The organism is Clavibacter vidaverae (assembly GCF_047529985.1).
In the GTDB taxonomy this organism is placed as follows: domain Bacteria; phylum Actinomycetota; class Actinomycetes; order Actinomycetales; family Microbacteriaceae; genus Clavibacter; species Clavibacter nebraskensis_A.
This window is the reverse complement of sequence record NZ_JBLJAM010000001.1, coordinates 1,635,197-1,654,472: the sequence shown is the minus strand read 5'-3', so window position 1 is coordinate 1,654,472 and position 19,276 is coordinate 1,635,197. Positions and strand designations below refer to the sequence as shown.

Annotated in this window: 23 protein-coding genes; 14 read left to right on the top strand and 9 right to left on the bottom strand. The window is 74.7% G+C overall.

What is annotated here, in order from left to right; all coding sequences use genetic code 11:
• Positions 1 to 14: 14 nt before the first annotated feature.
• The gene (locus ACMT9T_RS07675) at positions 15 to 1,391 is read left to right on the top strand and encodes a glycosyltransferase family 2 protein (RefSeq protein ID WP_414744984.1); all 1,377 of its coding nucleotides are present in this window, start codon (positions 15 to 17) and stop codon (positions 1,389 to 1,391) included.
• Here the strand turns inward: ACMT9T_RS07675 and ACMT9T_RS07670 are convergent.
• The 3 genes from ACMT9T_RS07670 to upp all read right to left on the bottom strand — a co-directional run bounded on the left by ACMT9T_RS07670 (position 1,388) and on the right by upp (position 3,970).
• Positions 1,388 to 1,831, bottom strand: coding sequence for a MarR family winged helix-turn-helix transcriptional regulator (locus ACMT9T_RS07670; RefSeq protein ID WP_414744983.1), 444 nt, complete (start codon positions 1,829 to 1,831; stop codon positions 1,388 to 1,390). The two genes, ACMT9T_RS07675 and ACMT9T_RS07670, sit on opposite strands and share 4 nt — an antisense overlap.
• A gap of 334 nt (positions 1,832 to 2,165) precedes the next feature.
• Positions 2,166 to 2,939, bottom strand: coding sequence for a winged helix-turn-helix domain-containing protein (locus ACMT9T_RS07665; protein WP_414744982.1), 774 nt, complete (start codon positions 2,937 to 2,939; stop codon positions 2,166 to 2,168).
• A gap of 392 nt (positions 2,940 to 3,331) precedes the next feature.
• A complete protein-coding gene (gene upp, locus ACMT9T_RS07660; protein WP_414744981.1) occupies positions 3,332 to 3,970 on the bottom strand; it encodes a uracil phosphoribosyltransferase in 639 nt (212 codons plus the stop codon).
• 32 nt (positions 3,971 to 4,002) lie between these two features.
• On the opposite strand from upp, the gene tadA reads away from it, so the two are divergent.
• Entirely contained in the window at positions 4,003 to 4,479 is a 477-nt protein-coding gene (tadA, locus tag ACMT9T_RS07655) for a tRNA adenosine(34) deaminase TadA (protein WP_414744980.1), read from the top strand.
• Between the two features lie 25 nt (positions 4,480 to 4,504).
• Here tadA and ACMT9T_RS07650 read toward each other — a convergent pair whose 3' ends face one another.
• Together ACMT9T_RS07650 and ACMT9T_RS07645 are read right to left on the bottom strand one after the other, a co-directional pair.
• Entirely contained in the window at positions 4,505 to 4,753 is a 249-nt protein-coding gene (locus ACMT9T_RS07650) for a hypothetical protein (protein ID WP_414744979.1), read from the bottom strand.
• 364 nt (positions 4,754 to 5,117) lie between these two features.
• Entirely contained in the window at positions 5,118 to 6,035 is a 918-nt protein-coding gene (locus tag ACMT9T_RS07645; protein WP_414744978.1) for a cation diffusion facilitator family transporter, read from the bottom strand.
• A gap of 134 nt (positions 6,036 to 6,169) precedes the next feature.
• Here ACMT9T_RS07645 and proC point away from each other — a divergent pair, with 134 nt between their 5' ends.
• Positions 6,170 to 7,045 (top strand): pyrroline-5-carboxylate reductase, encoded by an 876-nt coding sequence (gene proC, locus ACMT9T_RS07640; RefSeq protein WP_414744977.1) that lies wholly within the window; start codon positions 6,170 to 6,172, stop codon positions 7,043 to 7,045.
• A 24-nt stretch (positions 7,046 to 7,069) separates the two neighbouring features.
• On the opposite strand, the gene ACMT9T_RS07635 is transcribed toward proC, so the two are convergent.
• Together ACMT9T_RS07635 and ACMT9T_RS07630 are read right to left on the bottom strand one after the other, a co-directional pair.
• The gene (locus ACMT9T_RS07635; RefSeq protein ID WP_043671599.1) at positions 7,070 to 7,738 is read right to left on the bottom strand and encodes a potassium channel family protein; all 669 of its coding nucleotides are present in this window, start codon (positions 7,736 to 7,738) and stop codon (positions 7,070 to 7,072) included.
• A gap of 56 nt (positions 7,739 to 7,794) precedes the next feature.
• Positions 7,795 to 9,219, bottom strand: coding sequence for a TrkH family potassium uptake protein (locus tag ACMT9T_RS07630; RefSeq protein WP_414744976.1), 1,425 nt, complete (start codon positions 9,217 to 9,219; stop codon positions 7,795 to 7,797).
• Between the two features lie 78 nt (positions 9,220 to 9,297).
• Here ACMT9T_RS07630 and ACMT9T_RS07625 point away from each other — a divergent pair, with 78 nt between their 5' ends.
• From ACMT9T_RS07625 to ACMT9T_RS07615, 3 genes are all read left to right on the top strand, one after another.
• Positions 9,298 to 9,843, top strand: a complete 546-nt coding sequence (locus ACMT9T_RS07625) for an ArsR/SmtB family transcription factor (protein ID WP_116053267.1) — start codon at positions 9,298 to 9,300, stop codon at positions 9,841 to 9,843.
• Positions 9,844 to 9,965: 122 nt separating this feature from the next.
• The gene (locus tag ACMT9T_RS07620) at positions 9,966 to 10,205 is read left to right on the top strand and encodes a helix-turn-helix domain-containing protein (RefSeq protein ID WP_194683492.1); all 240 of its coding nucleotides are present in this window, start codon (positions 9,966 to 9,968) and stop codon (positions 10,203 to 10,205) included.
• Between the two features lie 72 nt (positions 10,206 to 10,277).
• A complete protein-coding gene (locus ACMT9T_RS07615) occupies positions 10,278 to 10,376 on the top strand; it encodes a 30S ribosomal protein bS22 (RefSeq protein WP_003792170.1) in 99 nt (32 codons plus the stop codon).
• Between the two features lie 115 nt (positions 10,377 to 10,491).
• Here ACMT9T_RS07615 and ACMT9T_RS07610 read toward each other — a convergent pair whose 3' ends face one another.
• Entirely contained in the window at positions 10,492 to 11,244 is a 753-nt protein-coding gene (locus ACMT9T_RS07610) for an HAD family hydrolase (RefSeq protein ID WP_414744975.1), read from the bottom strand.
• A 77-nt stretch (positions 11,245 to 11,321) separates the two neighbouring features.
• Between ACMT9T_RS07610 and ACMT9T_RS07605 the strand changes: the two genes are divergently transcribed.
• The 8 genes from ACMT9T_RS07605 to ACMT9T_RS07570 all read left to right on the top strand — a co-directional run bounded on the left by ACMT9T_RS07605 (position 11,322) and on the right by ACMT9T_RS07570 (position 18,694).
• Positions 11,322 to 11,582: a glutaredoxin family protein gene (locus ACMT9T_RS07605; protein ID WP_413962313.1), complete on the top strand. Its 261-nt coding sequence runs from the start codon at positions 11,322 to 11,324 to the stop codon at positions 11,580 to 11,582.
• Positions 11,583 to 11,622: 40 nt separating this feature from the next.
• Complete coding sequence (locus tag ACMT9T_RS07600) at positions 11,623 to 11,925, top strand: Dabb family protein (protein WP_414744974.1); 303 nt, start codon at positions 11,623 to 11,625, stop codon at positions 11,923 to 11,925.
• 19 nt (positions 11,926 to 11,944) lie between these two features.
• Positions 11,945 to 13,018, top strand: coding sequence for a LacI family DNA-binding transcriptional regulator (locus ACMT9T_RS07595; RefSeq protein ID WP_414744973.1), 1,074 nt, complete (start codon positions 11,945 to 11,947; stop codon positions 13,016 to 13,018).
• A 110-nt stretch (positions 13,019 to 13,128) separates the two neighbouring features.
• Entirely contained in the window at positions 13,129 to 14,442 is a 1,314-nt protein-coding gene (locus ACMT9T_RS07590) for an MFS transporter (protein WP_414744972.1), read from the top strand.
• Positions 14,439 to 15,281, top strand: a complete 843-nt coding sequence (locus ACMT9T_RS07585) for an alpha/beta hydrolase family protein (RefSeq protein WP_414744971.1) — start codon at positions 14,439 to 14,441, stop codon at positions 15,279 to 15,281. The genes ACMT9T_RS07590 and ACMT9T_RS07585 overlap by 4 nt, the downstream gene beginning before the upstream one ends.
• Positions 15,278 to 16,483, top strand: coding sequence for a GDSL-type esterase/lipase family protein (locus ACMT9T_RS07580; protein ID WP_414744970.1), 1,206 nt, complete (start codon positions 15,278 to 15,280; stop codon positions 16,481 to 16,483). Before ACMT9T_RS07585 ends, ACMT9T_RS07580 begins: the two co-directional genes overlap by 4 nt.
• Before the next feature lie 46 nt (positions 16,484 to 16,529).
• Complete coding sequence (locus tag ACMT9T_RS07575; protein WP_414744969.1) at positions 16,530 to 17,171, top strand: ABC transporter ATP-binding protein; 642 nt, start codon at positions 16,530 to 16,532, stop codon at positions 17,169 to 17,171.
• Complete coding sequence (locus tag ACMT9T_RS07570) at positions 17,168 to 18,694, top strand: hypothetical protein (RefSeq protein ID WP_414744968.1); 1,527 nt, start codon at positions 17,168 to 17,170, stop codon at positions 18,692 to 18,694. The genes ACMT9T_RS07575 and ACMT9T_RS07570 overlap by 4 nt, the downstream gene beginning before the upstream one ends.
• On the opposite strand, the gene ACMT9T_RS07565 is transcribed toward ACMT9T_RS07570, so the two are convergent.
• Positions 18,691 to 19,260 carry a DUF6518 family protein gene (locus ACMT9T_RS07565; RefSeq protein ID WP_414744967.1) on the bottom strand — a complete coding sequence of 190 codons (570 nt, stop codon included), beginning with the start codon at positions 19,258 to 19,260 and terminating at the stop codon, positions 18,691 to 18,693. The two genes, ACMT9T_RS07570 and ACMT9T_RS07565, sit on opposite strands and share 4 nt — an antisense overlap.
• Positions 19,261 to 19,276: the final 16 nt, after the last annotated feature.

The window sequence follows — 19,276 nt, the reverse complement described above, 5'->3', positions numbered from 1 at the left end:
TCGTCGAGAGGCCCATGGACACCCCGAGCACCCCGTCGCCCCCTAACGCGCACCCCGCACCGAGCCCGCGGGCGAGCGTCTCGGCCGTCGTCGTCGCGGGCGACGCCGGCGCCACCATCGCGCGGACCCTCACCTCGGTGCTCGGTCAGACGCTCCCGCCGGACCGCGTCGTGGTCGTCGTCGCGGGCAGCCGCGACGACACGTTCGCCGTCGCGCGCACCTTCAACGGCCGGCACGAGCACGAGCACCCCGGCGACGGCCCGTCGAGCACGACCGTCACGGTCATCGACCGCGGACCCCGGGAGGGCTCCCTCCGGTCGGCGTACGACCTCGCGTTCCGCCTCGTGGGCGAGGACGTGCGCGTGCTGCTCGTCGCGCCCGACGCCGAGCTCGAGCCGCCGGTCCTCGAGCTCCTCTGCGCGGCCCTCGACCGCGATCCGGCCGCCGTCTCCGTGTCGGCCCGGCTCGACCCGCGCCCGAGCGGATCCCGCGGGCCGCTCGCGAGCGCCCTCCAGCTCCTGCAGCGCCACTGGGCGATGGGGGCGGTCGAGACCGGCATCGACCTCGGCTTCACCGGCCCCGTCCCGCTCGCGCCGGCCACCCTGGTGCGCCTCGACGCCGGTGACCCGCGGTCGCCCTCGTCCGCGTCTCCCGCCGCCGCGATCCTCACGGCCCTCCTCGCCGGCGACGACCGGTCGGCCCTCGTGCCCGACGCCCGCGCCCGCGTCGACACCGCCGTCACATGGGGCACGATGCGCCAGCGCCGCGACAGGTGGGGCGCGTACGTCGCCCGGCTGACGCGGGGGACCTCGCCCGTCGACGCCGCCGACCGACGCCGCGCCCGCCTGGCGTCGCTCCGCATCGGCGTCGGGCCGGTGCTCCGGTTCGTGTCCTACGCGCTGGCCGCGCTCTACCTCGCGGCCGCGGGGATGCAAGGGCTCCTCGAGCCCGCGTGGTGGTGGGCCGTGCCGGTGCTCGTGCGGCTGCCGCTCCAGATCCGCACGCTGCGCCGCATCCGCGAGCGCACCCTCCCCGACGTCGTGTTCGGGGCGTCCTACCTGCCGCTCGAGGCGGGGGAGTCCGCGTACGGCGTCTCCCGGATCCGCGACGGACTGCACCGCATGGCGCGCCGCAGCCGCCGCGTCCCCAGCGCCCCCGAGACCGTGCCCCCGTTCTCCCCGGTCGACGCGATCGCGGCGGGTGTCCTCGCCGTGATCGTCGTGGCCGTCCTCGCGCTGTCCGCGATGGGCGGACCGGCGGCCGAGGGCCTCGCGACGGCGGTCGGCGTGGCCGCCGCTCTCGTCACGGCGGCGGACCTGGTCATGGCGTTGCTGCGCCTGCTCGTCGCCCGCGGCGGGCCGTTCGCGCGGCCTCGGGCCGGCGCGGCCTAGGCCTCGCCGACGCCCCCGCGCAGCTTGTCGGTGAGCGCGCGGAGCGTGTCCAGCTCGTCGGGCGTGAGCGCCGCGCCCACCGTCGCCGCGATCGACTCCATGTGCATGCGCGCGACCGCGCGGAAGGCGGCGTCGCCGGCGTCCGTGAGCCGCACGATGGTGGCGCGCCCGTCGCTCTCGTCCCCGCACTTCACGACGAGGCCGCGCGCGACGAGCCGGTCGATGAGGCGGCTCACGCTGGGCTGGGTCAGCAGCACGTGGTGGTTGAGGTCGCGCAGGCGCAGGCGCCCGTCGGGCTGCTTGGAGATGTTGAACAGCACGTCGTACTCGTTGAACGAGAGGTCGTGGCTGGGGAAGTCGGTGCTGAGGCGGCGCATGACGCTGACCTGCGCGCGGAAGAGCGACTCCCAGGCCCGCACGGCATCCGCGGTCTCGCCCACCAGGCCTCCTCGTCGGTGCGCTCCCGGGAGGGTCGTCGGGCCGCGCTCTCGTGGGGAAGTCTACTGAGCGCCGAGCCCCGCGTCGGTCCGCGGACGTCGCCGGGGAGGCGGGCCCCGGACATGACTGAGGGCCGACCCCAGAGGCATGGGGCCGGCCCTCTCCCTTGCACCAGGAGTGTCCTGCGATCACATTCCGTCTCCACCGCCACAGCAAACGGTGGGGACGAGAAGACTGTATAACGATCCCGTAACGCCCCGCTACCCGGAACCGGCCCGATGTGCTGGGAGTCCACCGACAGCTCCGCAAGGAGCGGCTGGGCGTGGGGAATCGCCCTCAGAACAGGTCGGGCGACTGCGTGCTGGCGTGGTGCACGGCGACGTCCGCGTGGCGGTCGAACCGGTAGCCGGCGCCGCGCACGGTGCGGACGATCTCCTCGTAGCGGCCGAGCTTGGAGCGCAGCCGACGGACGTGCACGTCGATGGTGCGCTCGTTGGGCACGTCGTCGCCGTCCGCGGCCGACCACAGCGACGCGATGAGCTCGGAGCGCTCGATGGTGCGTCCCTCGCGGAGGACGAGATACTGCAGCAGCTCGAACTCCTTGTACGTGAGAGGAGCCGTCTCGCCGTCGAGCACGACGCGCTTGCGCGACAGGTCGACCGTCACGCCCTCGTCGACGCGGTCGTCGGACTCGGGCTGCTCGCGGTGCTGGGCGACGGCGGCCGGATCCTGCAGCGCGAGGCGCACCACGTCGATGTCCCGTCCGCCCGCGCCCTCGGGGGCGAGCGCGACGGCGGCGTGGGTCTCGACGCCCGGGGCCAGCTCGGCGGCCAGGCGCTTGAGCGCGGCGACGACGGCGCCGAGGTCGGTGCCGGCGGACGCGGCCTTCAGCTCGTCGAGGCCGACGTAGATGGCGAAGCCGCGCGCCTCGGTTCCCTCGGGCACGGCGCGGAGCCGGGCGGGACGGGCAGGTGCGGCGGCCGGCGCGGGAGACGGGGCGGGATGCGGCCGGCGGGCGGCCGGGGCGAGCGGCGCGGCCGCACGGAGCACGGGAGCGGCGGGGGCGGATCGGAGGGCGGTGCGGGCGGGGTCGATGGTCGCGAGCGACATGGCGGTGTCCTTGTGATGATGCGGGTGCGGCGCAGCGTGGGTGCGCGGGACCTCAGCGGAGTGCGAGACGCCTCAGGGGGCGGATGCGCCGGTGGCGGCGGGGAGGGTCGGCGACGGACTCGTCGCGGGACCGCTCAGGCGAAGGGGGCGGGTCAGGCCGACATTCGACAGGACATCGCGACACGGCCGGGCATCATCATGCCGGCGACTCCCGAGGCCTCGGAGGAGGTCAGGACGTGCGCGTTCAGAGTCATGGGGAGAGCTTGCACGGATCCGTGCGCCCGTGTCAACAGCAGCGGCCGGAATCGTGCGGGACGCGCAGGAATCGTGCGTGGACGGACGACGGCGCCCGTCCCCGAGGGGAGCGGGCGCCGTCGAGCGCATGGTGCGGGTCAGTGCGCGGCGGTGCCGTACAGCCGGTCGCCCGCGTCGCCGAGGCCCGGGATGATGTAGCCCACCTCGTCGAGCTTCTCGTCGAGCGCGCCGAGCACGACGGTGACCTCGCGGCCCGCGGTGGCCTCCTCGACGGCCTTAAGGCCCTCGGGCGCGGCGATCAGGCAGATGCACGTGACGTCGACGGCGCCGCGGTCGAAGAGGTACTCGATGGCGGCGATGAGGGATCCGCCCGTGGCGAGCATGGGGTCCACGACGAAGCACTGGCGGTTGGAGAGGTCCTCGGGCAGGCGCTCGGCGTAGATGTCGGGCTGCAGCGTCTCCTCGTTGCGCACCATGCCGAGGAAGCCGACCTCGGCGCTCGGCATGAGGCGCATCAGGCCGTCGAGCATGCCGAGGCCGGCGCGGAGGATGGGGACGACGAGCGGCTTCGGGTCGCTGAGGGTGAGTCCCTGGGCAGGCGCGACCGGCGTCTGCACCGTGATGGTCTCGACGCGGACGTCGCGCGTGGCCTCGTAGGCGAGGAGCGTGACGAGCTCGTCGGCGAGGCTCCGGAAGACGGGGGAGGGGGTGGTGCGGTCCCGGAGCGCCGTCAGCTTGTGCGTGATGAGCGGGTGGTCGGCTACGTGGACTCGCATAGGCTCCATCTAATCAGCAAGGGGGAACGCGATTGGACCTGCGCGTGCCCAGCGACTACGAGCGCTGGATGGCCGTGGCGCTCGACGAGGCCCGGGCCTGCGCGGCCACCGGCGACGTGCCCGTGGGTGCGGTCGTGGTGGATGCGTCCGGCGCCGTCATCGGGCGGGGGCGGAACCTCCGGGAGGCCCGCCAGGACCCGACGGCGCACGCCGAGGTGGAGGCGCTGCGGGAAGCGGCGGCGACCACCGGCGACCGGCACCTCGTGGGCACGACGCTCGTCGTCACGCTCGAGCCTTGCGTGATGTGCGCGGGCGCGATCCTCGCGGCGCGGGTGCCGCGCGTCGTCTTCGGCGCGTGGGACGAGAAGGCGGGAGCGGCCGGATCCCTCTACGACGTGCTGCGCGACCGGCGCCTGCCGCATCGCGCGGAGGTGTTCGCGGGCGTCGCGGCGGACGAGTGCGCGGCGCTCCTCGACGGGTTCTTCGCGGAGCGCCGCGCCGGCGCCTGATCCGGCGCCCGGAACGACGCCGGCGTCAGCCGCAGGTGGGGCAGTCCGGCGACTTGGGCGTCGGCTGGATGTTCCGGTGCGCCCCGTGGGAGGCGCCGTAGCCGCCGAATCGGCGCTGCTGGGCCATGAGGTCCCCGCCGGCGGACACGGCGGCGGTCTGCGCATGGGTGGTCGTGGGGGTGCGCGCGGAATCCGCCTGGGCGGTCGTGCTGGCCGTGAGGACCAGTCCCAGGGTGAGGGCGGCCGCTGCTGCGGCCTTCGTGGCGTGCGTCATCGCTGGTCTCCTCCGGTGGCGGCATGGTCGGAGCGGTGCGCTCGGGCATCGGCCGTGGACGGATCGCGACGACCGTCCGGTCGACATGTTCGCAGCGCGGGACCGGATGGGTACGGGGTTGTGCACCGGCCGGAGCCCGTGTCATCCGTGGTGGCGCGTCTCCGCGGGATGGTGTGCGTCGCGGCGGGCCGGTGGTGGTGCCCCGGGAGCGGGGGCGGGGTGTCCCCGGACCCCCAGGCGCTCGGGCCAGGCGGGTCCCTCGACCCGGCCGACCGCCATCGTGTCAGGGCGTGACGGGGGGGCGAGGAGCGGGCTCTCCACACCGCGGGGTCGTGCCCGTGGCGGTCGGGGGCGGCGGCGCGGGTCAGCGCGTGGCGACCCGCACGTCGGGCTCGAGGTAGATGACGCGCGCCACCGGCACGGCCTCGCGCACGCGGCGCTCGATCGCGTCGATCCCCGCGGCCACGTCGCCGAGCGAGCTGGTGGCGGGCATCGCGATCTTCGCGGCGACGAGCAGCTCGTCCGGGCCGAGGTACAGCGTCTTCATGTGGATGATCGACTCGGCCTCGTCGCCCGCGGTGATGGCGGCGCGGATGGCCGCGACGTCGGGCTTCGAGGCGCCCTCGCCGACGAGCAGGCTGCTCATCTCGACGCCGAGGACCACGGCGACGAGGACCAGGAGCACGCCGATGAGCAGGGTGCCGATGCCGTCGTAGATCCCGTCGCCCGTGACGATGGAGGCGACCACGCCGAGCAGCGCGAGCACGAGGCCGGAGAGCGCCGCGGTGTCCTCGAGGAGGAGCACGGGCAGCTCGGGGCTCTTCGCGCGGCGCACGAACTGCACCCATGACTGCTTCCCGCGCAGCGGGTTCGACTCCTTGATCGCCGTGCGCAACGAGAACGACTCCAGGGCGATCGCGATGAGCAGCACGACGATCGGGAGCCACGGCACGTCGAGCGGCTCCGGGTGCTCGATCTTGTGGATCCCCTCGTACAGCGAGTACACGCCGCCGACCGAGAACAGGATGATCGAGACGATGAACGCGTAGACGTAGCGCACGCGCCCGTAGCCGAACGGGTGCTCCTCGTCCGCGACGCGCTTGGCGCGCTTGCCGCCGATGAGCAGCAGGATCTGGTTGCCGGAGTCGGCGAGCGAGTGCACGCCCTCGGCGAGCATCGACGACGATCCGGAGAAGAACGCCGCGACGAACTTCGTGATCGCGATGCCGACGTTGGCGATGAGCGCGGCGAAGATCGCCTTGCTGCCGTGGGATTCGCTCAAGGCGGGACCTCCTCGACCGGCGGGACCGGTCTCGGGCCGGCCCGGGCGTGCGAGCCCCGGTCGACTCAGCCTAGCCAGGCGCGAGGGCCCGCTGACGGCCCGATCGGACGACGCCCGGTCCCTAGGATCGAGCCATGTCCGACGCCTCCCGCCCCGCCCCGTCCGCCCCCTCCGACGTCGTCCGCCTGCCGTCGCTCGCGATGCTCGGCACCGGATCCATGAACGGCGCCATCCTCGGCGGCCTGCTGCAGCCGGGCGTGGAGGTCGACGGCGACGTGCGCGTGACCACGCGCTCGGCCGCCAGCGCCGCGGCGCTCGGCGAGCGGGACGGCGTCGCCGCGTCGAGCGTGGAGGAGGACGCCGACGCGAACCGGCTCGCCGTCCGCGGGGCGCGCGTGGTGATCGTCGGCGTGAAGCCGCACATGGTGCCCGACCTGCTGCGCGAGGTCGCGGACGCCCTGGAGCCCGGCGCTCTCGTGGTCAGCGTCGCGGCCGGCGTGACGATCGCGACCTTCGAGGAGCTGCTGCCCGCGCACGTGGCCGTGGTGCGCTCGATGCCGAACACGCCGTCGCTCGTGGGCCGCGGGGTCGCGGGGCTCGCGGCCGGCAGGCGCTCGACGCCGGAGGACCTCGCGCTCGCCCGCGCCGTGTTCGCGACCGTCGGCGACGTGGTGGAGGTGCCCGAGGACCGCATCGACGCGCTCAGCACGATCTCCGGATCCGGCCCCGCCTACGTCTTCCTGCTCATCGAGGAGCTGACGCGCACGGCCGAGGCCAAGGGGTTCAGCCCCGACGAGGCGCGCGTGCTCGTGCAGGGCACCTTCCGCGGTGCCGTGGAGCTGCTGGCCGCCTCGGACGACGAGCCCGCGGAGCTGCGTCGCCGGGTCACGAGCCCGAAGGGCACGACCGAGCGGGCCGTCGAGGTGCTGCAGGCGGCGGATCTCGCAGGGCTCTTCGACCGTGCGACCGACGCCGCGCTCGCCCGGGCCCGGGAGCTCGCGGCCGGCTGAGCCCGCGGCCGGCCCGCCCGCGGGTCAGGACAGCGAGGCGAACCGCTCGATGTCGGCCGACGTGCCCGAGACGATGATGAGGTCGTGGTTCGAGACGACGGTCTCGGCGGTCGCGTACGTGAACGGCTTGCCGGGGGTCTTCACGCCGACCACGGTGATCCGGTAGCGGCGGCGCACCGACGACTCCGCGAGCGCCATGCCGCGGATGGGCTTCGGCGGGTACATCTTGGCGAGCACGAAGTCGTCGTCGAACTCGATGAAGTCGAGCATCCGGCCGGACACGAGGTGCGCGACGCGCTCGCCGGCCTCCGCCTCCGGGTAGATGACGTGGTTCGCGCCGATGCGCTCCAGGATCTTGCCGTGCGACTGGCTGATGGCCTTGGCCCAGATCTGCGGGATCTTGAGGTCCACCAGGTTCGCCGTGATGAGCACGCTCGCCTCGATGGACGACCCCACCGCGACGACCGCGATCGAGAAGTCCTTGGCGCCCAGCTGCTGCAGCGCCTCGATGTTGCGCGCGTCGGCCTGCACGGCGTGCGTGACGCGGTCGGACCACTTCTGCACGAGCCCCTCGCTCGCGTCGATCGCGAGCACCTCGCGGTCGAGCCGCGCGAGCTGGCCGGCGGTCGCGGCGCCGAAGCGGCCGAGCCCGATGACGAGCACGGGGGCGTTGTGGGGGATGCGTTCGCCCATGAGGGGCCTCTCTGATCCGGTCGGTGCGGGTGGATGAAGGGGTGCGCGTCGCCGGCTCAGCCGACGATCGGCCGCTCCTCGGAGCGCTGGAAGAGCTGGCGGCGGGTGCTCGCGGCGAGGGCCGCCGCGAGGGTCACCGTGCCGACGCGCCCCAGGAACATGGTGGCCGCGAGCACGTACTTCGCGGGATCCGTGGCCTCGGCCGTGAAGCCCGTGCTGAGGCCCGAGGTCGCGAACGCGCTGATGGCGTCGAAGAGCACGTAGTCGAGGCGCTCGCCGGAGATCTGCAGCAGCACGATGCTGCTGAGCGCCACGGTCGTCGCGCCCCAGAGCACGATGCTCACCGCGAGGCGGAGCACGTCGCTCGGGATGCGGCGCTCGAAGACCTCCATCGACTCGCTGCCGCGCGCCTCGGCGAAGGCCGCGAGGAACAGGATCGCGAGGGTGGTGACCTTGATGCCGCCGGCCGTGGACGCGGATCCGCCGCCGATGAACATGAGCATGTCGGTGACCAGCAGGCTCGCGTTCCCGAAGTCGCCCATGTCGAGCGTGGAGAAGCCGCCCGAGCGCGTCATCACCGAGAGGAACAGCGCCTGGAAGCCGTGCTGCACGGGATCCATGCGCGCGAACGTCTTCTCGTTGTCCCACTCGAGCACGACGTAGGCGAGCGTGCCCAGCACGATGAGGATGAGCGACGTCCAGAGCGTGAGCTTCACGTGCACGGAGAAGCGGCGGGGCTTCCGCCAGCCGCGGTACACGGCGTAGATGACGGGGAAGCCGATGCTGCCGAGGAAGACGCCGATCATGAGCAGGCTGAGGAACCAGTAGTCCTGGTGGTAGAGCTCGAACCCGGCCTCGCTGAAGACGAAGCCCGTGTTCGTGAACGCCATGAGCGAGTAATAGAAGGAGTCGAGCGCGGCCTGGCCGACCGGGATGCCCTCCAGCAGGATCCGCGGGAACAGCAGCGCCGCGATCGACAGCTCGATGACGAGGGCGCTGATCGCGACCGTGAGCAGCAGCGTGCCGATCTCGCCGAGCTTCACGGCCTGGCCCTCGGCGACGGGGCCGTGGTGGATCCGCAGCGGGTTGCTGTCGCTCGCCGCCATGAGCCGGGCCTTGAGGCCGAGGCGGCGCGACACGATGAGGCCCATGATCGACGCGAGCGTGAGCACGCCGATGCCGCCGATCTGCACGCCGAGCGCGATGAACGCGTGGCCGAGCGGGGTCCAGTAGGTCGCCATGTCGACGGTCGCGAGGCCCGTGACGCAGATGGCGGACACCGCCGTGAAGAGCGCGTCGGCGAAGGGCGCGTGGTCGCCGGAGGAGGTCATGCCGGGGAGCATGAGGATGCCCGTGAGGGTGAACACGAGCGCCGCGAAGATGAGGATCGCGAAGCGCGCCGGCGTGGAGTGCGCGAAGTAGTCGAGGAAGTCGCGGATGCGACCCAGGAGGGGACGCCCGTTCTCCGGCTTGACGCGCATGGTCCCCTTGTCCGATCGAGGGCCCCGGGGGCCGACTCGTCATGGTACGCCGACCGCGGGACGGAATACCCTTCGGGCATGGCTGACATCTTCGACGTCGTGTCGGATCCCACCCGACGCGACCTCCTCCGCGTGCTGCTCGACCGACGCGCGGTGCCCGAGGCGCCGACGGGGGAGATCAGCGTCTCGGAGCTCGTGCAGACGCTCGGCATCAGCCAGCCGACCGTCTCCAAGCACCTGCGCGTGCTGCGCGACATCGGCCTCGTCTCCGTCCGCGAGGAGGGGCAGCACCGCTACTACCGGCTCGAGCCCGCTCCGCTCGCGCAGCTCGACGACTGGGTCGCGCCGTTCACGGCCGTCGACCGCGACGACGAGGACGACGACGACCGGGCGGATCCCGACACCGGCCTGCTCGGCGGCGGCCTCTCCGCGGATCCCGACGGCGACGACGAGCACGACCCCGCCGGCTACCCGTTCGCCGCGTCCCTCGGCCGGATCTGGGCCGACACCCGCTACCAGGCGGCCGCGGCCGTGCACGACGCGACGCGCGTCGCGGGCAGCGCGGGCCAGGCGTCGCTCGGCCGCCTCCGCGGGCGGAAGCAGGGGAACTCGCGGGACGCGTGATGCAGGATGTGACACGATGGACAGGCGTCCATCCGGACCCCTAGACTCGCGCACCAGCGCCCGCATCGCGGGGGCTCGAAGGTCCGTGAGCCGGTCACGCAGAACGAGGAGTCGATCCGCCCATGTCGCGTGACCTGTCCGACGTCCGATTCCTCACGGTGGCCGAGGTGGCCGAGATGATGCGCGTCTCCAAGATGACCGTCTACCGCCTCGTGCACTCGGGCGACCTGCCCGCCATCCGCTTCGGCCGCTCGTTCCGCGTGCCCGAGTCCGCCGTCCTGGCGGCGATCGACCCGTCGAACGCGCTGCCCGGCCAGCCCGGCGAGGGATCGCGTCACTCCGGCATGTCGGATGTCGGCTAGACTCCTCTGAGGCTATTTTCCGCGGGTCCTCAGTGCCCGCGTGTTCCGTCCGGCAACAGATGAGGTGCCCCTATGGGTTCAGTGATCAAGAAGCGTCGCAAGCGCATGGCGAAGAAGAAGCACCGCAAGCTGCTTCGCAAGACGCGCCACCAGCGTCGCAACAAGAAGTAGCGCGCACGCGTCCACGAGGGCGCCGAACGTGACGAGAGGACGCCGACCCGGCAGCGGGGCGGCGTCCTCTTCGTGCGTCCGGGGGATCCGCGACGTGGCTCGGACGCGGGCTCGGTCAGGCGCCGGTCGCGCCGCCCGCCTCCGCGGCCTCGCGGCGCACGCGGCGCCGGGCATCGCGGATGCTCGCGCGCTGGAGCCGCATCGACGGCCAGCCGGAGTCGCGCGCGTGGGCGGCCAGGCCCTGGTCCGGGTTCACCACCACGGGATGCCCCACGAGAGTGAGCAGCGGGATGTCGTGCCGGGAGTCGGAGTAGGCCCAGCACGCCGCCGGATCCGCTCCCGTGCGCGTCAGGAGCCCGCGGGCGGCTGCGGCCTTGTGCGCGCCGTGCAGGAACTCGCCCTCGAGGCGGCCCGTGTACGCGCCGTCGCGCACCTCCAGCGCGCTGCCGAGGGCGCCCGTGAGGCCGAGCCGGCAGGCGATCACGTCGGCGAGGAACGACGGCGACGCCGTCACGAGCCAGACCTGGTGACCCTTCGCGAGGTGCTCCCGCGCGAGGCCCAGCGTCTCCGGCCAGACCATCGGCGCCGTGTGCCGCTCGTAGATGTCGTCGGCGAGGCGCGCCATGTCCGCCACCGTGATGCCGGTGACGACCTCGAGGCCCCGGGCCCGGGCGGACGCCAGGTGCCGGTCGTTCTCGCCGCGGGCCTTGAAGCGCGCGTGCTTCCATCCGGCGCCCACGATGTCGCGCACCGTGAGGAGCCCGGCCGCGCGGAGTCCGCGCACGAGGTGGAAGACGCTGGCGCCGTGGATGAGGGTGTTGTCGACGTCGAAGAACGCGAGGACCGGGGTGCTCGCCTGCTCGACCATGATCGGGTCAGCGTAGGCGACGCTCCTGCGCCGGGGCCCCGGGTCCCCGAGCCGGCGCCCTCGCCTACGCTGGGCGGATGAGCGCAACGGTCCTGACCCTCGTCGGCAAGCCCGGCTGCCACCTCTGCGACGACGCGCGCGACGTCGTGACCGGGGTGCTCGGCGGCCTCGACGCGGACCGCGCCGCCGAGGTGACGCTGGAGGAGCGGAGCATCCTCGACGACCGGGCGCTCGCCGACCGCTTCGCCGAGGAGATCCCCGTGCTGCTCATCGACGGGCGCGTGCACAACTACTGGCGCATCGACGCCGACCGGCTGCGCGCGGCGCTCGCCCGCTGATCCCGCCGGCCTCCCCGCCCGCCGCGGATAGGGTCGGAGCATGACCCTCCGACACGTCGTCTCCTGGAAGCTCGCCGACCGCGATCCCGCCGCCCTCGACCGGGACGCCGCCCGCATCCGCGAGGCGCTCGGGACGCTGCCCGGCCTCGTGCCCGGGATCCGGTCGTTCCAGCTGGGGCGCGACGTGGTGGGATCCGCCCGCAGCCACGACGTCGTGCTCATCGCCGACTTCGACGACCGCGCCGGGCTCGACGCGTACGACGCGCACCCCGAGCACCAGCGCGTGGCCGCGTTCGTGCGGAGCCTCGTGGCGTCCGCCGCATCGGTCGACTTCGAGGTCTGACGTCGCCGGGGACGAGGGCGTGACCGGCCCGGCGGCGGCGACGCCCGCGGCCCGGCGGCGCGTGACCCTCGCGCAGGTGGCCGAGCGGGCCGGGGTCTCCCGGTCCGCGGTGTCGTTCGCGCTCACCGGGCGGACCGACCAGCGGCTCTCCGCGGAGACGATCGAACGGATCCGGCTGGCGGCCGACGAGCTCGGCTACCGGCCGAACATGACCGCGCGCACGCTGCGCACAGGCCGCTCGGGCACGGTCGCGCTCGTCTCGGACTTCGTCAGCAGCACGTCGCACGCCAACTCGATGGTGCGCGGCGCGCTCGACGCGCTGCGGGAGCGCGACACGATCCTCTTCACCGTCGACACGCAGGGCGACGCCCGGCAGGAGGAGCAGCTGCTCGAGAGCCTGCTCGGCCGCACCATCGACGGGGTGCTGTACGCGTCGATGTTCACGCGCGCCGTGCGGATCCCGTCGCTCCTCCAGCAGGTGCCGCACGTGCTGCTCAACTGCGTGCCCGAGGGGGGCGTCGCGCACGCGGTGGTCCCGGACGAGGACGCCGCGGGATCCGACGCCGCGCGCCTGCTCGTCGACCTCGGCCACCGGGAGCGGATCTGGTTCGTCGGCGGGCTCCCCGACGGCGTCACCGGCGGGTCGGCCTGGCGCGGCTGGGCGCCGCTCGCCCTCGAGGAGCGGCTCGCGGGGGTGCGGCGCGCGCTCGCCGACGCGGGCCTCGCGCTCGCGGGCGTGCAGGACGTGGAGCGCGACTGGGACACCGCGGACGGACGCGACGCGGTGGCCGCGCTGCTGGGATCCGGAGCCCGTCCGACCGCGCTGGTCTGCGCGAACGACGCCGTGGCCGCCGGGGCCTACCAGGCGCTGCACCGCCAGGGGCTGCGCGTGCCGGAGGACGTGTCGGTGGTCGCGTTCGACGGGAGCGCGATCAGCCGCGCGCTGGATCCGCCGCTCGCCTCGGTGGCGCTGCCGCAGCTGGAGCTCGGGCGCCGGGCCGTGGAGCTGCTGTTCGACCGGGAGGCGACGCCGGCCGTGCACCGGATCCCGATGGCGCTCGTGCCCGGGGCGTCGGTCGGCCCCGCCCGCTGAGACGTCGGGGAGAGGGGTTCCCCCCGGTTGCTAGATCGTTGTAGCATCCTGACCGCGCGTCCGGTGCCCGACCGGGTCGCGATCTCACGACGCATACGAAGGAGTATGGGATGACTGCTGTCGAGGGGGCCCGCGTGGCCCCGAACGCCTGGTGGGTGGGCTTCGTGTGCGGGATGGCGACGTTCGTCGACGCCGCCGCCACGACGGGCGTGGGCATCGCGCTCGTGCTCTTCCTCGCGCCGCCCACGGGAGGGCCCGGCCTCACGGGCGCGGAGGTCGGCTACCTCACGGCCGTGCTCACCGCGGGGGTGGCGGCCGGTTCGCTCCTCGGCGGGTGGGCGGGCGACCGGTTCGGCCGGCGCCGCGTGTTCCTGACCACGATGGCGCTCATCGTCATCGGATCCGCCACGCCGTTCCTCGGCGTCTCGTCCGCGGCGCTCCTCCCCGGCATCGCGCTCATCGGCCTCGGCGTCGGCGCGGACCTGCCGGTGGCGCTCGCGACCATCTCGGAGGCCGCGACCGACCGCAACCGCGGCAAGATCCTCGTGTTCTCCAACCTGCTGGGCGGCTTCGGGATCCTGATGGCCGTGCTCATCGGGATCGCGTTCGGCCAGCAGGGGCCCGTCGGCGGTCGGGTCATGTTCGCCGCGTTCGGCGTCGTCGGCCTCGTCGTGCTGCTCATGCGGGCCACCATCCCCGAGTCGGCGTCGTGGCTGGTCGCGCGGGCCGAGCGCGCGGACGGGACGCGCACGGTGCGCGCGCAGCGGGGGCGGATCCGCGACCTCGGCCGGCCCGCGTACCGCCGCCCCTTCGTCACGCTGCTCGTGTACTACACGCTCGCGTCGCTCGCGATCAGCGTCGCCGGCAGCTTCGGCACGTACGTCGCGGTGAGCGTCGCCGGCGCGCGGGTGGACGAGTACCAGTCGTGGACGATCCTCGCGATGCCGGCGGCCGTGCTCGGGGCGCTGTGGTTCATGTCGGTCGCGGACACGCGGTTCCGCATGCCGTACTTCGTCATCGGATCCGTCGTGGTGGTCGCGTCGAACCTCATCCCCGTCGTCCTCGGCTTCAGCCTCCCGACGCTCGTCGTGTCGGTCGTGCTCTCGACCTTCGCGGGCGCGTTCTGCTTCGAGACGATCATGAAGGTCTGGACGCAGGAGTCGTTCCCGACCCTGCTCCGGTCGACGGCGCAGGGCACCGTCTACGGGGTGGCGCGCTTCGCGACCGCCGCCCTCAACGCCGTGACGCCCGCGCTCCTCGCGCTGAACCCGCAGGGCGTGTACGTCGGGGTGGCGGTGGTCGCGGCGGCGGGGTTCCTCGTCGGCTGGATCGGGTTCCGCCGCGTGAGCGGGACGGCGTTCGACGTCGAGGACGAGCAGGTGCCCGCGACGGCGTCGGTGCGGACCGTCGAGGCGGTCGCGTGAGCGGCGCGGGCGCCCTGCGCATCCGGCCGTTCGATGCGCGCGTGCGGGGTCTCGTCCTCCGCGGCTCCCAGCACCTGCCGGAGGCCACGGGCCCGCGGCCCACCGCGGTGCTGATGCACGGCTTCGGCGGCTCGCGGGTCGAGACGACGGGCGTCTTCGTGGCGCTCGCCCGGCGGCTCGCGGCGGCGGGGATCGGCGTGGTCGCCTACGACCGCGCGGGCCACGGCGAGAGCGACGGGGAGTTCCTCGACACGACGGTCACGGGGGACGCGGCCGACGCGCGGCTCGTGCTCGACGCCGTCCGCGCGCTGCCCGAGGTGGACGCGGCGGACCTGCACCTGGTCGGCATGAGCCTCGGCGCGGTCATCGCGTCGGTGGTCGCGGCGGAGGAGGGCGCGGCAGGGGAGGGCGCGGCGGGGGAGGGCGCGGGATCGGGGATCCGGTCGCTCGCGATGTGGTCGACGGCGGCCGTGTTCGTCGACGACATCCGCGCGGGCACGATCCAGGGCCGCTCGCTCGCGCCGCTCGACGCGGTCGGCTGGTTCGACTTCGCGGGGCAGCGCATGGGGCCGGCGATGCGCGACGACGCGCTCGCCTTCGACCCGTACGCGCGGGCTGCCGGCTACCGGGGTCCCGCCCTGCTCCTGCACGGCACCGACGACTTCGTGCCCGTCGACTACGCGCGCCGCTACACCGCGCCGGACGTGCTCGGCGACCGCGCGGAGCTCCGGGTGGTGGAGGGCGCGGACCACGGCTGGGCGCAGCTCCCGCAGCGCGACGAGGTGATCGAGCGGACGGTCGCCTTCGTGCGCGCCCACGCGGCGGGCGGGGACGCGTGAGCGCGGAGGGCGCGGTCGTCGAGCTGGGCGGGGGGTCCGTCCGCGTCCACGGGCACCTCGAGCTGGCGGCCGTGCCGGGAGGCGTCCGGCCGATCCGGCTGCCCGAGAGCAGGTGGCGCGACTTCCCGCCCGCGGGCGAGCTGCTGCGGGCGCAGGTGTCGACGGCGGCCGGGGTGCGGATCCGGTTCACGACCGCGGCGGACGAGGTGCGGCTGCGGGTGCGCTGCACGCGGATCCACTTCGACGAGCTCCCCGGGCCGCGCAACACGTTCGTCGCGGAGGTGGGCGGCGTGGACCTGCCGCCGGTCGCGGCGCCCGTCGACGTCGTGCGCCGGATCACGCTGCCGGGCGACGCCGCCGAGGAGACGACCGTGGGGTCGGCCGACGCGTCCGTGGTCGCGTTCGCCGGGCTCGGGGACGGGCCGTCGACCGTGACCGTCTGGCTGCCGCAGGGCATGCTCGTCGACCTGCTCGGGATCGAGGCCGACGCGCCCGTGCGGGCCGCGGATCCGCTCGGGCTGCCGCGCTGGATCCACCACGGCAGCTCCATCAGCCACTGCGTCGAGGCGCCGGATCCGACGGGCGCCTGGCCCGTGGTCGCCGCGCGTCGGGCCGCCCTCGACATCGTGGGCCTCGGCTTCGGCGGCCAGTGCATGCTCGACCCGTTCGTCGCGGACGCCATCGCGGCGGAGCCCGCGGACGTGATCTCGCTGAGCGTCGGCATCAACGTCGTGGGCGCGCGCTCGATGGACCAGCGCACCTTCGCGCCCGCGCTGCACGGCTTCCTCGACCGCGTGCGGCGCGGGCACCCGGAGACGCCGATCGTGCTGGCGTCCTCGATCCTGTGGCCGGGCAGCGAGCACGTGCCCGGGCCGCCCGGGGTGGAGTCCCGCGACGACGGATCCGTGCGGTGCTTCGCCGCGGGCGACGCCGCCGACGTCCCGCTCGGAGCGCTCACGCTCGCCGAGTCGCGCCACCACGTCGCGCACGTCGCCCGCGTGCGGCGGCAGGCCGGCGAGCCGGTTGCGCACCTCGACGGGCTCGCGCTCTACGGTCCCGACGACGTCGACCGGTTCACGCTGCCCGACGGGCTGCACCCGGACGCGGAGCTCTACGCGGAGATAGCCGACCGGTGGGTCGCGCGCGTGTTCGCGGACGGCGGCCTGGTGCCGCGCGCCGGGCTGGGCGCGCGGGGGCGGTGAGCCACCGCCCCGGGACCGGTGGCCGCGCATGCGGGAGGATGGCCGGATGGGGGATGCGGTCGAGGTCGAGCGGGTGTCGGTGGTCGTCGACGGGATCCCGCTGCTGCGGCCGACGGACCTGGCGGTCGCCGCGGGCGAGGCCGTCGCGGTCACCGGGCCGAACGGCGCCGGGAAGACCACGCTGCTGCGCGTGCTGGCGGGGCTCAGCCGGCCGAGCACCGGATCCGCCCTCGTGCACGGGCGACCCGTCGACGAGCGCGACCCCGCGTTCCGGCGCGCGGTGTCCGGATCCATCGGCCACCCGCCCGTCGCCCGCGACCTGACGCTCGCCGAGCACCTCGCCGTGATCGCGGCGACCTGGGGGCTGGACGCGGACGCGGCGCGCGACCGCGCGGCGGCGCACCTCGACCGGTGGCGGCTCGCGCCCCTCGCGCGCCGCTTCCCGCACGAGCTGTCGAGCGGGCAGTCGCAGCTCGCGGCGCTCGCGATGGCGACCGTGCGACCCCACGACGTCCTGCTGCTCGACGAGCCGGAGCAGAGGCTGGATCCCGACCGGCTCCAGCTCGTGATCGGCGTCCTCCGCGAGGAGCTCGACGACGGCCGCACGGTCGTGCTCGCGACGCACAGCCCGGTGCTCCGCGACGCGGTCGCGCACCGGTCGCTCGCGCTCGTCGGCGACGCCGCGTGAGGGCGGGCCGCGTCCTCCGCACGGTCCGGGCGATCCGGCTCGAGCGCGGCGGCGCCTCCGTGATGGACCTCGCCTACACGGTGTACGCGGGCGCGCTGACCGTGCTGATCCTGGGGGTCCCCGTGCTGCGCGCCGTCGTGCTGGAGCTCGCGGAGCCGGGCGCCGCGGCCGCGCTCCGGGCGCAGGGACCCACCGCGGCCGCCCTGGTCGCGGGCCTCGCCGCCACCGCGCTCCTGCTGGCGGGCGGCGCGCGGGGTCCGGCGCTCCTGTCGCCCTTCCTCACGTCGGCGCTCGCGGGCAGCGGGCTGTCGCGGGCGGCGGTGCTCGCGCGGCCGTTCGGGCGCGCCGTGCTCGGATCCGCCGCGATCGCCGGGCTCGTGGCGCTGCTGCCGGGGCTCGCGCTGCTGGTCGCGGGCGACGCGGATCCGGGGCCGGTGGTCGTCTGGACGGCCGGCGGCGCGCTGGTCGGCGTGATCCTCGCGGGCTGCTGGCTCGCGGGGCAGCGGCTGCGCGAGGGCGGGCGGGCCGTCGCCGCCGCCGTGCTGCTCGGATCCACCGCGCTCGCCGTGCTCGTGCCGGTGCCGGTCGTGCCGTGGGCCGCGGTCCGGGCGCTGTTCCCCGGCCCGGGGGACTGGCTGCCGTCGGCCTCCGCGGCGACCGCGATCGGCGCCCTCGCCGCGCTGGCCCTCGTCGTGCTCGTGCTCGCCCCGGCGCTCCTCCGTGGCCTCCGCGGACCCGACCTCCTCGCGCAGGCGCAGCGCTGGCAGACGGCCACGACCCTCGCGACGACGGGCGACCTCGCGATGGCGGCGGGCGGCTTCCGGCCCGTGCCGCGGATCGGGCGCGGGTGGCGCGCCGTCGGCGGCGGATCCCCGGTGGCCCTCGTCGCGCGACGCGACCTCGTCGGGGTGCTGCGCACGCCCGTGCGCGCCGCTTCCGGGTGCCTCGGCGTGGCGGCGTCCGGCGCGCTCGTGGCGGTCGCGCTCGACGGGACGGGTGCGGGCCTCTGGTTCCCCGCGGTCGTCGCCGCGCTCGTCGGGTTCCTCGCGCTCGGGGTCGGATCCGACGGCCTCCGGCACGTCGTCGACGTCTCCTCCGCGCCGCCGCTGTACGGGATCCCGACCGGGCGCCTGTTGCTCCTCCACGCGGTGATGCCCGCGACGGCCGGGGCCGCGTGCGCGCTCGCGGGGGCGGCGATCGCCGCGGCGGGCGGCGCGGGGCCCGGCGGGATGCTCGTCGCGCCCGCCGTCGTGCTGCTGCTCGTCGTGGTCCGCGCGTTCGACGCGGCCAAGGGGCCGCTGCCGCTCGAGGTCATGGCGCCCGTGGTCACGCCGGCGGGCGACGCGTCGGGGCTCGTCATCGCCGCGTGGCAGGCCGACGCGCTCGTGCTGTCCGGGGGATCCGTGCTCGCGGTCGTGTCCGCCGTCGCGGCGGTCGGGCCGGTCGGCGCCGCCCTCGTGCTGCCGCTGGGCCTCGGGGTGGCCCTCCGCGCGCGTCGGCGGATCGCCGCGGTGCGCGACTAGCCGGCCGTCGTCGTCTCCCGCCGCCCGCGCCGCACCGCCGCCACGACGAACGCGACCCCGAGGACGATCTCGAGGGTCCAGTAGACCGGGCTGGTCGTGTCCGCGATGACCGTGAGCCCGAAGACGCCCTCGGCGACCAGCACGCAGCTGAGCGTCGCGACGCCCGCGATCGTCCAGGCGCGCGACGCGTGCCGCACGAGCGCCGCGGCCAGCCCGATGACGGGACCGGCGACGAGGCCGATCGGGATCCACATGGAGGAGAACGGCTCCGCGAAGAAGTGCCCGCGCCACAGGCTGACGACGCCGTACGCCTCCACCATCGCGACGAAGGAGACGGCGCCGAGCACGGCGCCCGGGAGCGGGCGCGCGCGGGAGAGCCAGACGCCGAGGAAGGCGAGCATGCTCCAGCCGCCGGCGGAGTTCGCGAGCGAGTCGACGCCCTCGGGAAGGAAGCCCTGCGCCGGGCTCGTGAGGCCGCCGACGAGGAGGCTGAAGGCGAGCACGACCGCGGTGGCGCGGAGGATGCCGAGGGCGGAGCGTGCCGGGGACGCGTCGGGTCGGGTCATGCCCTCACCCTCGCAG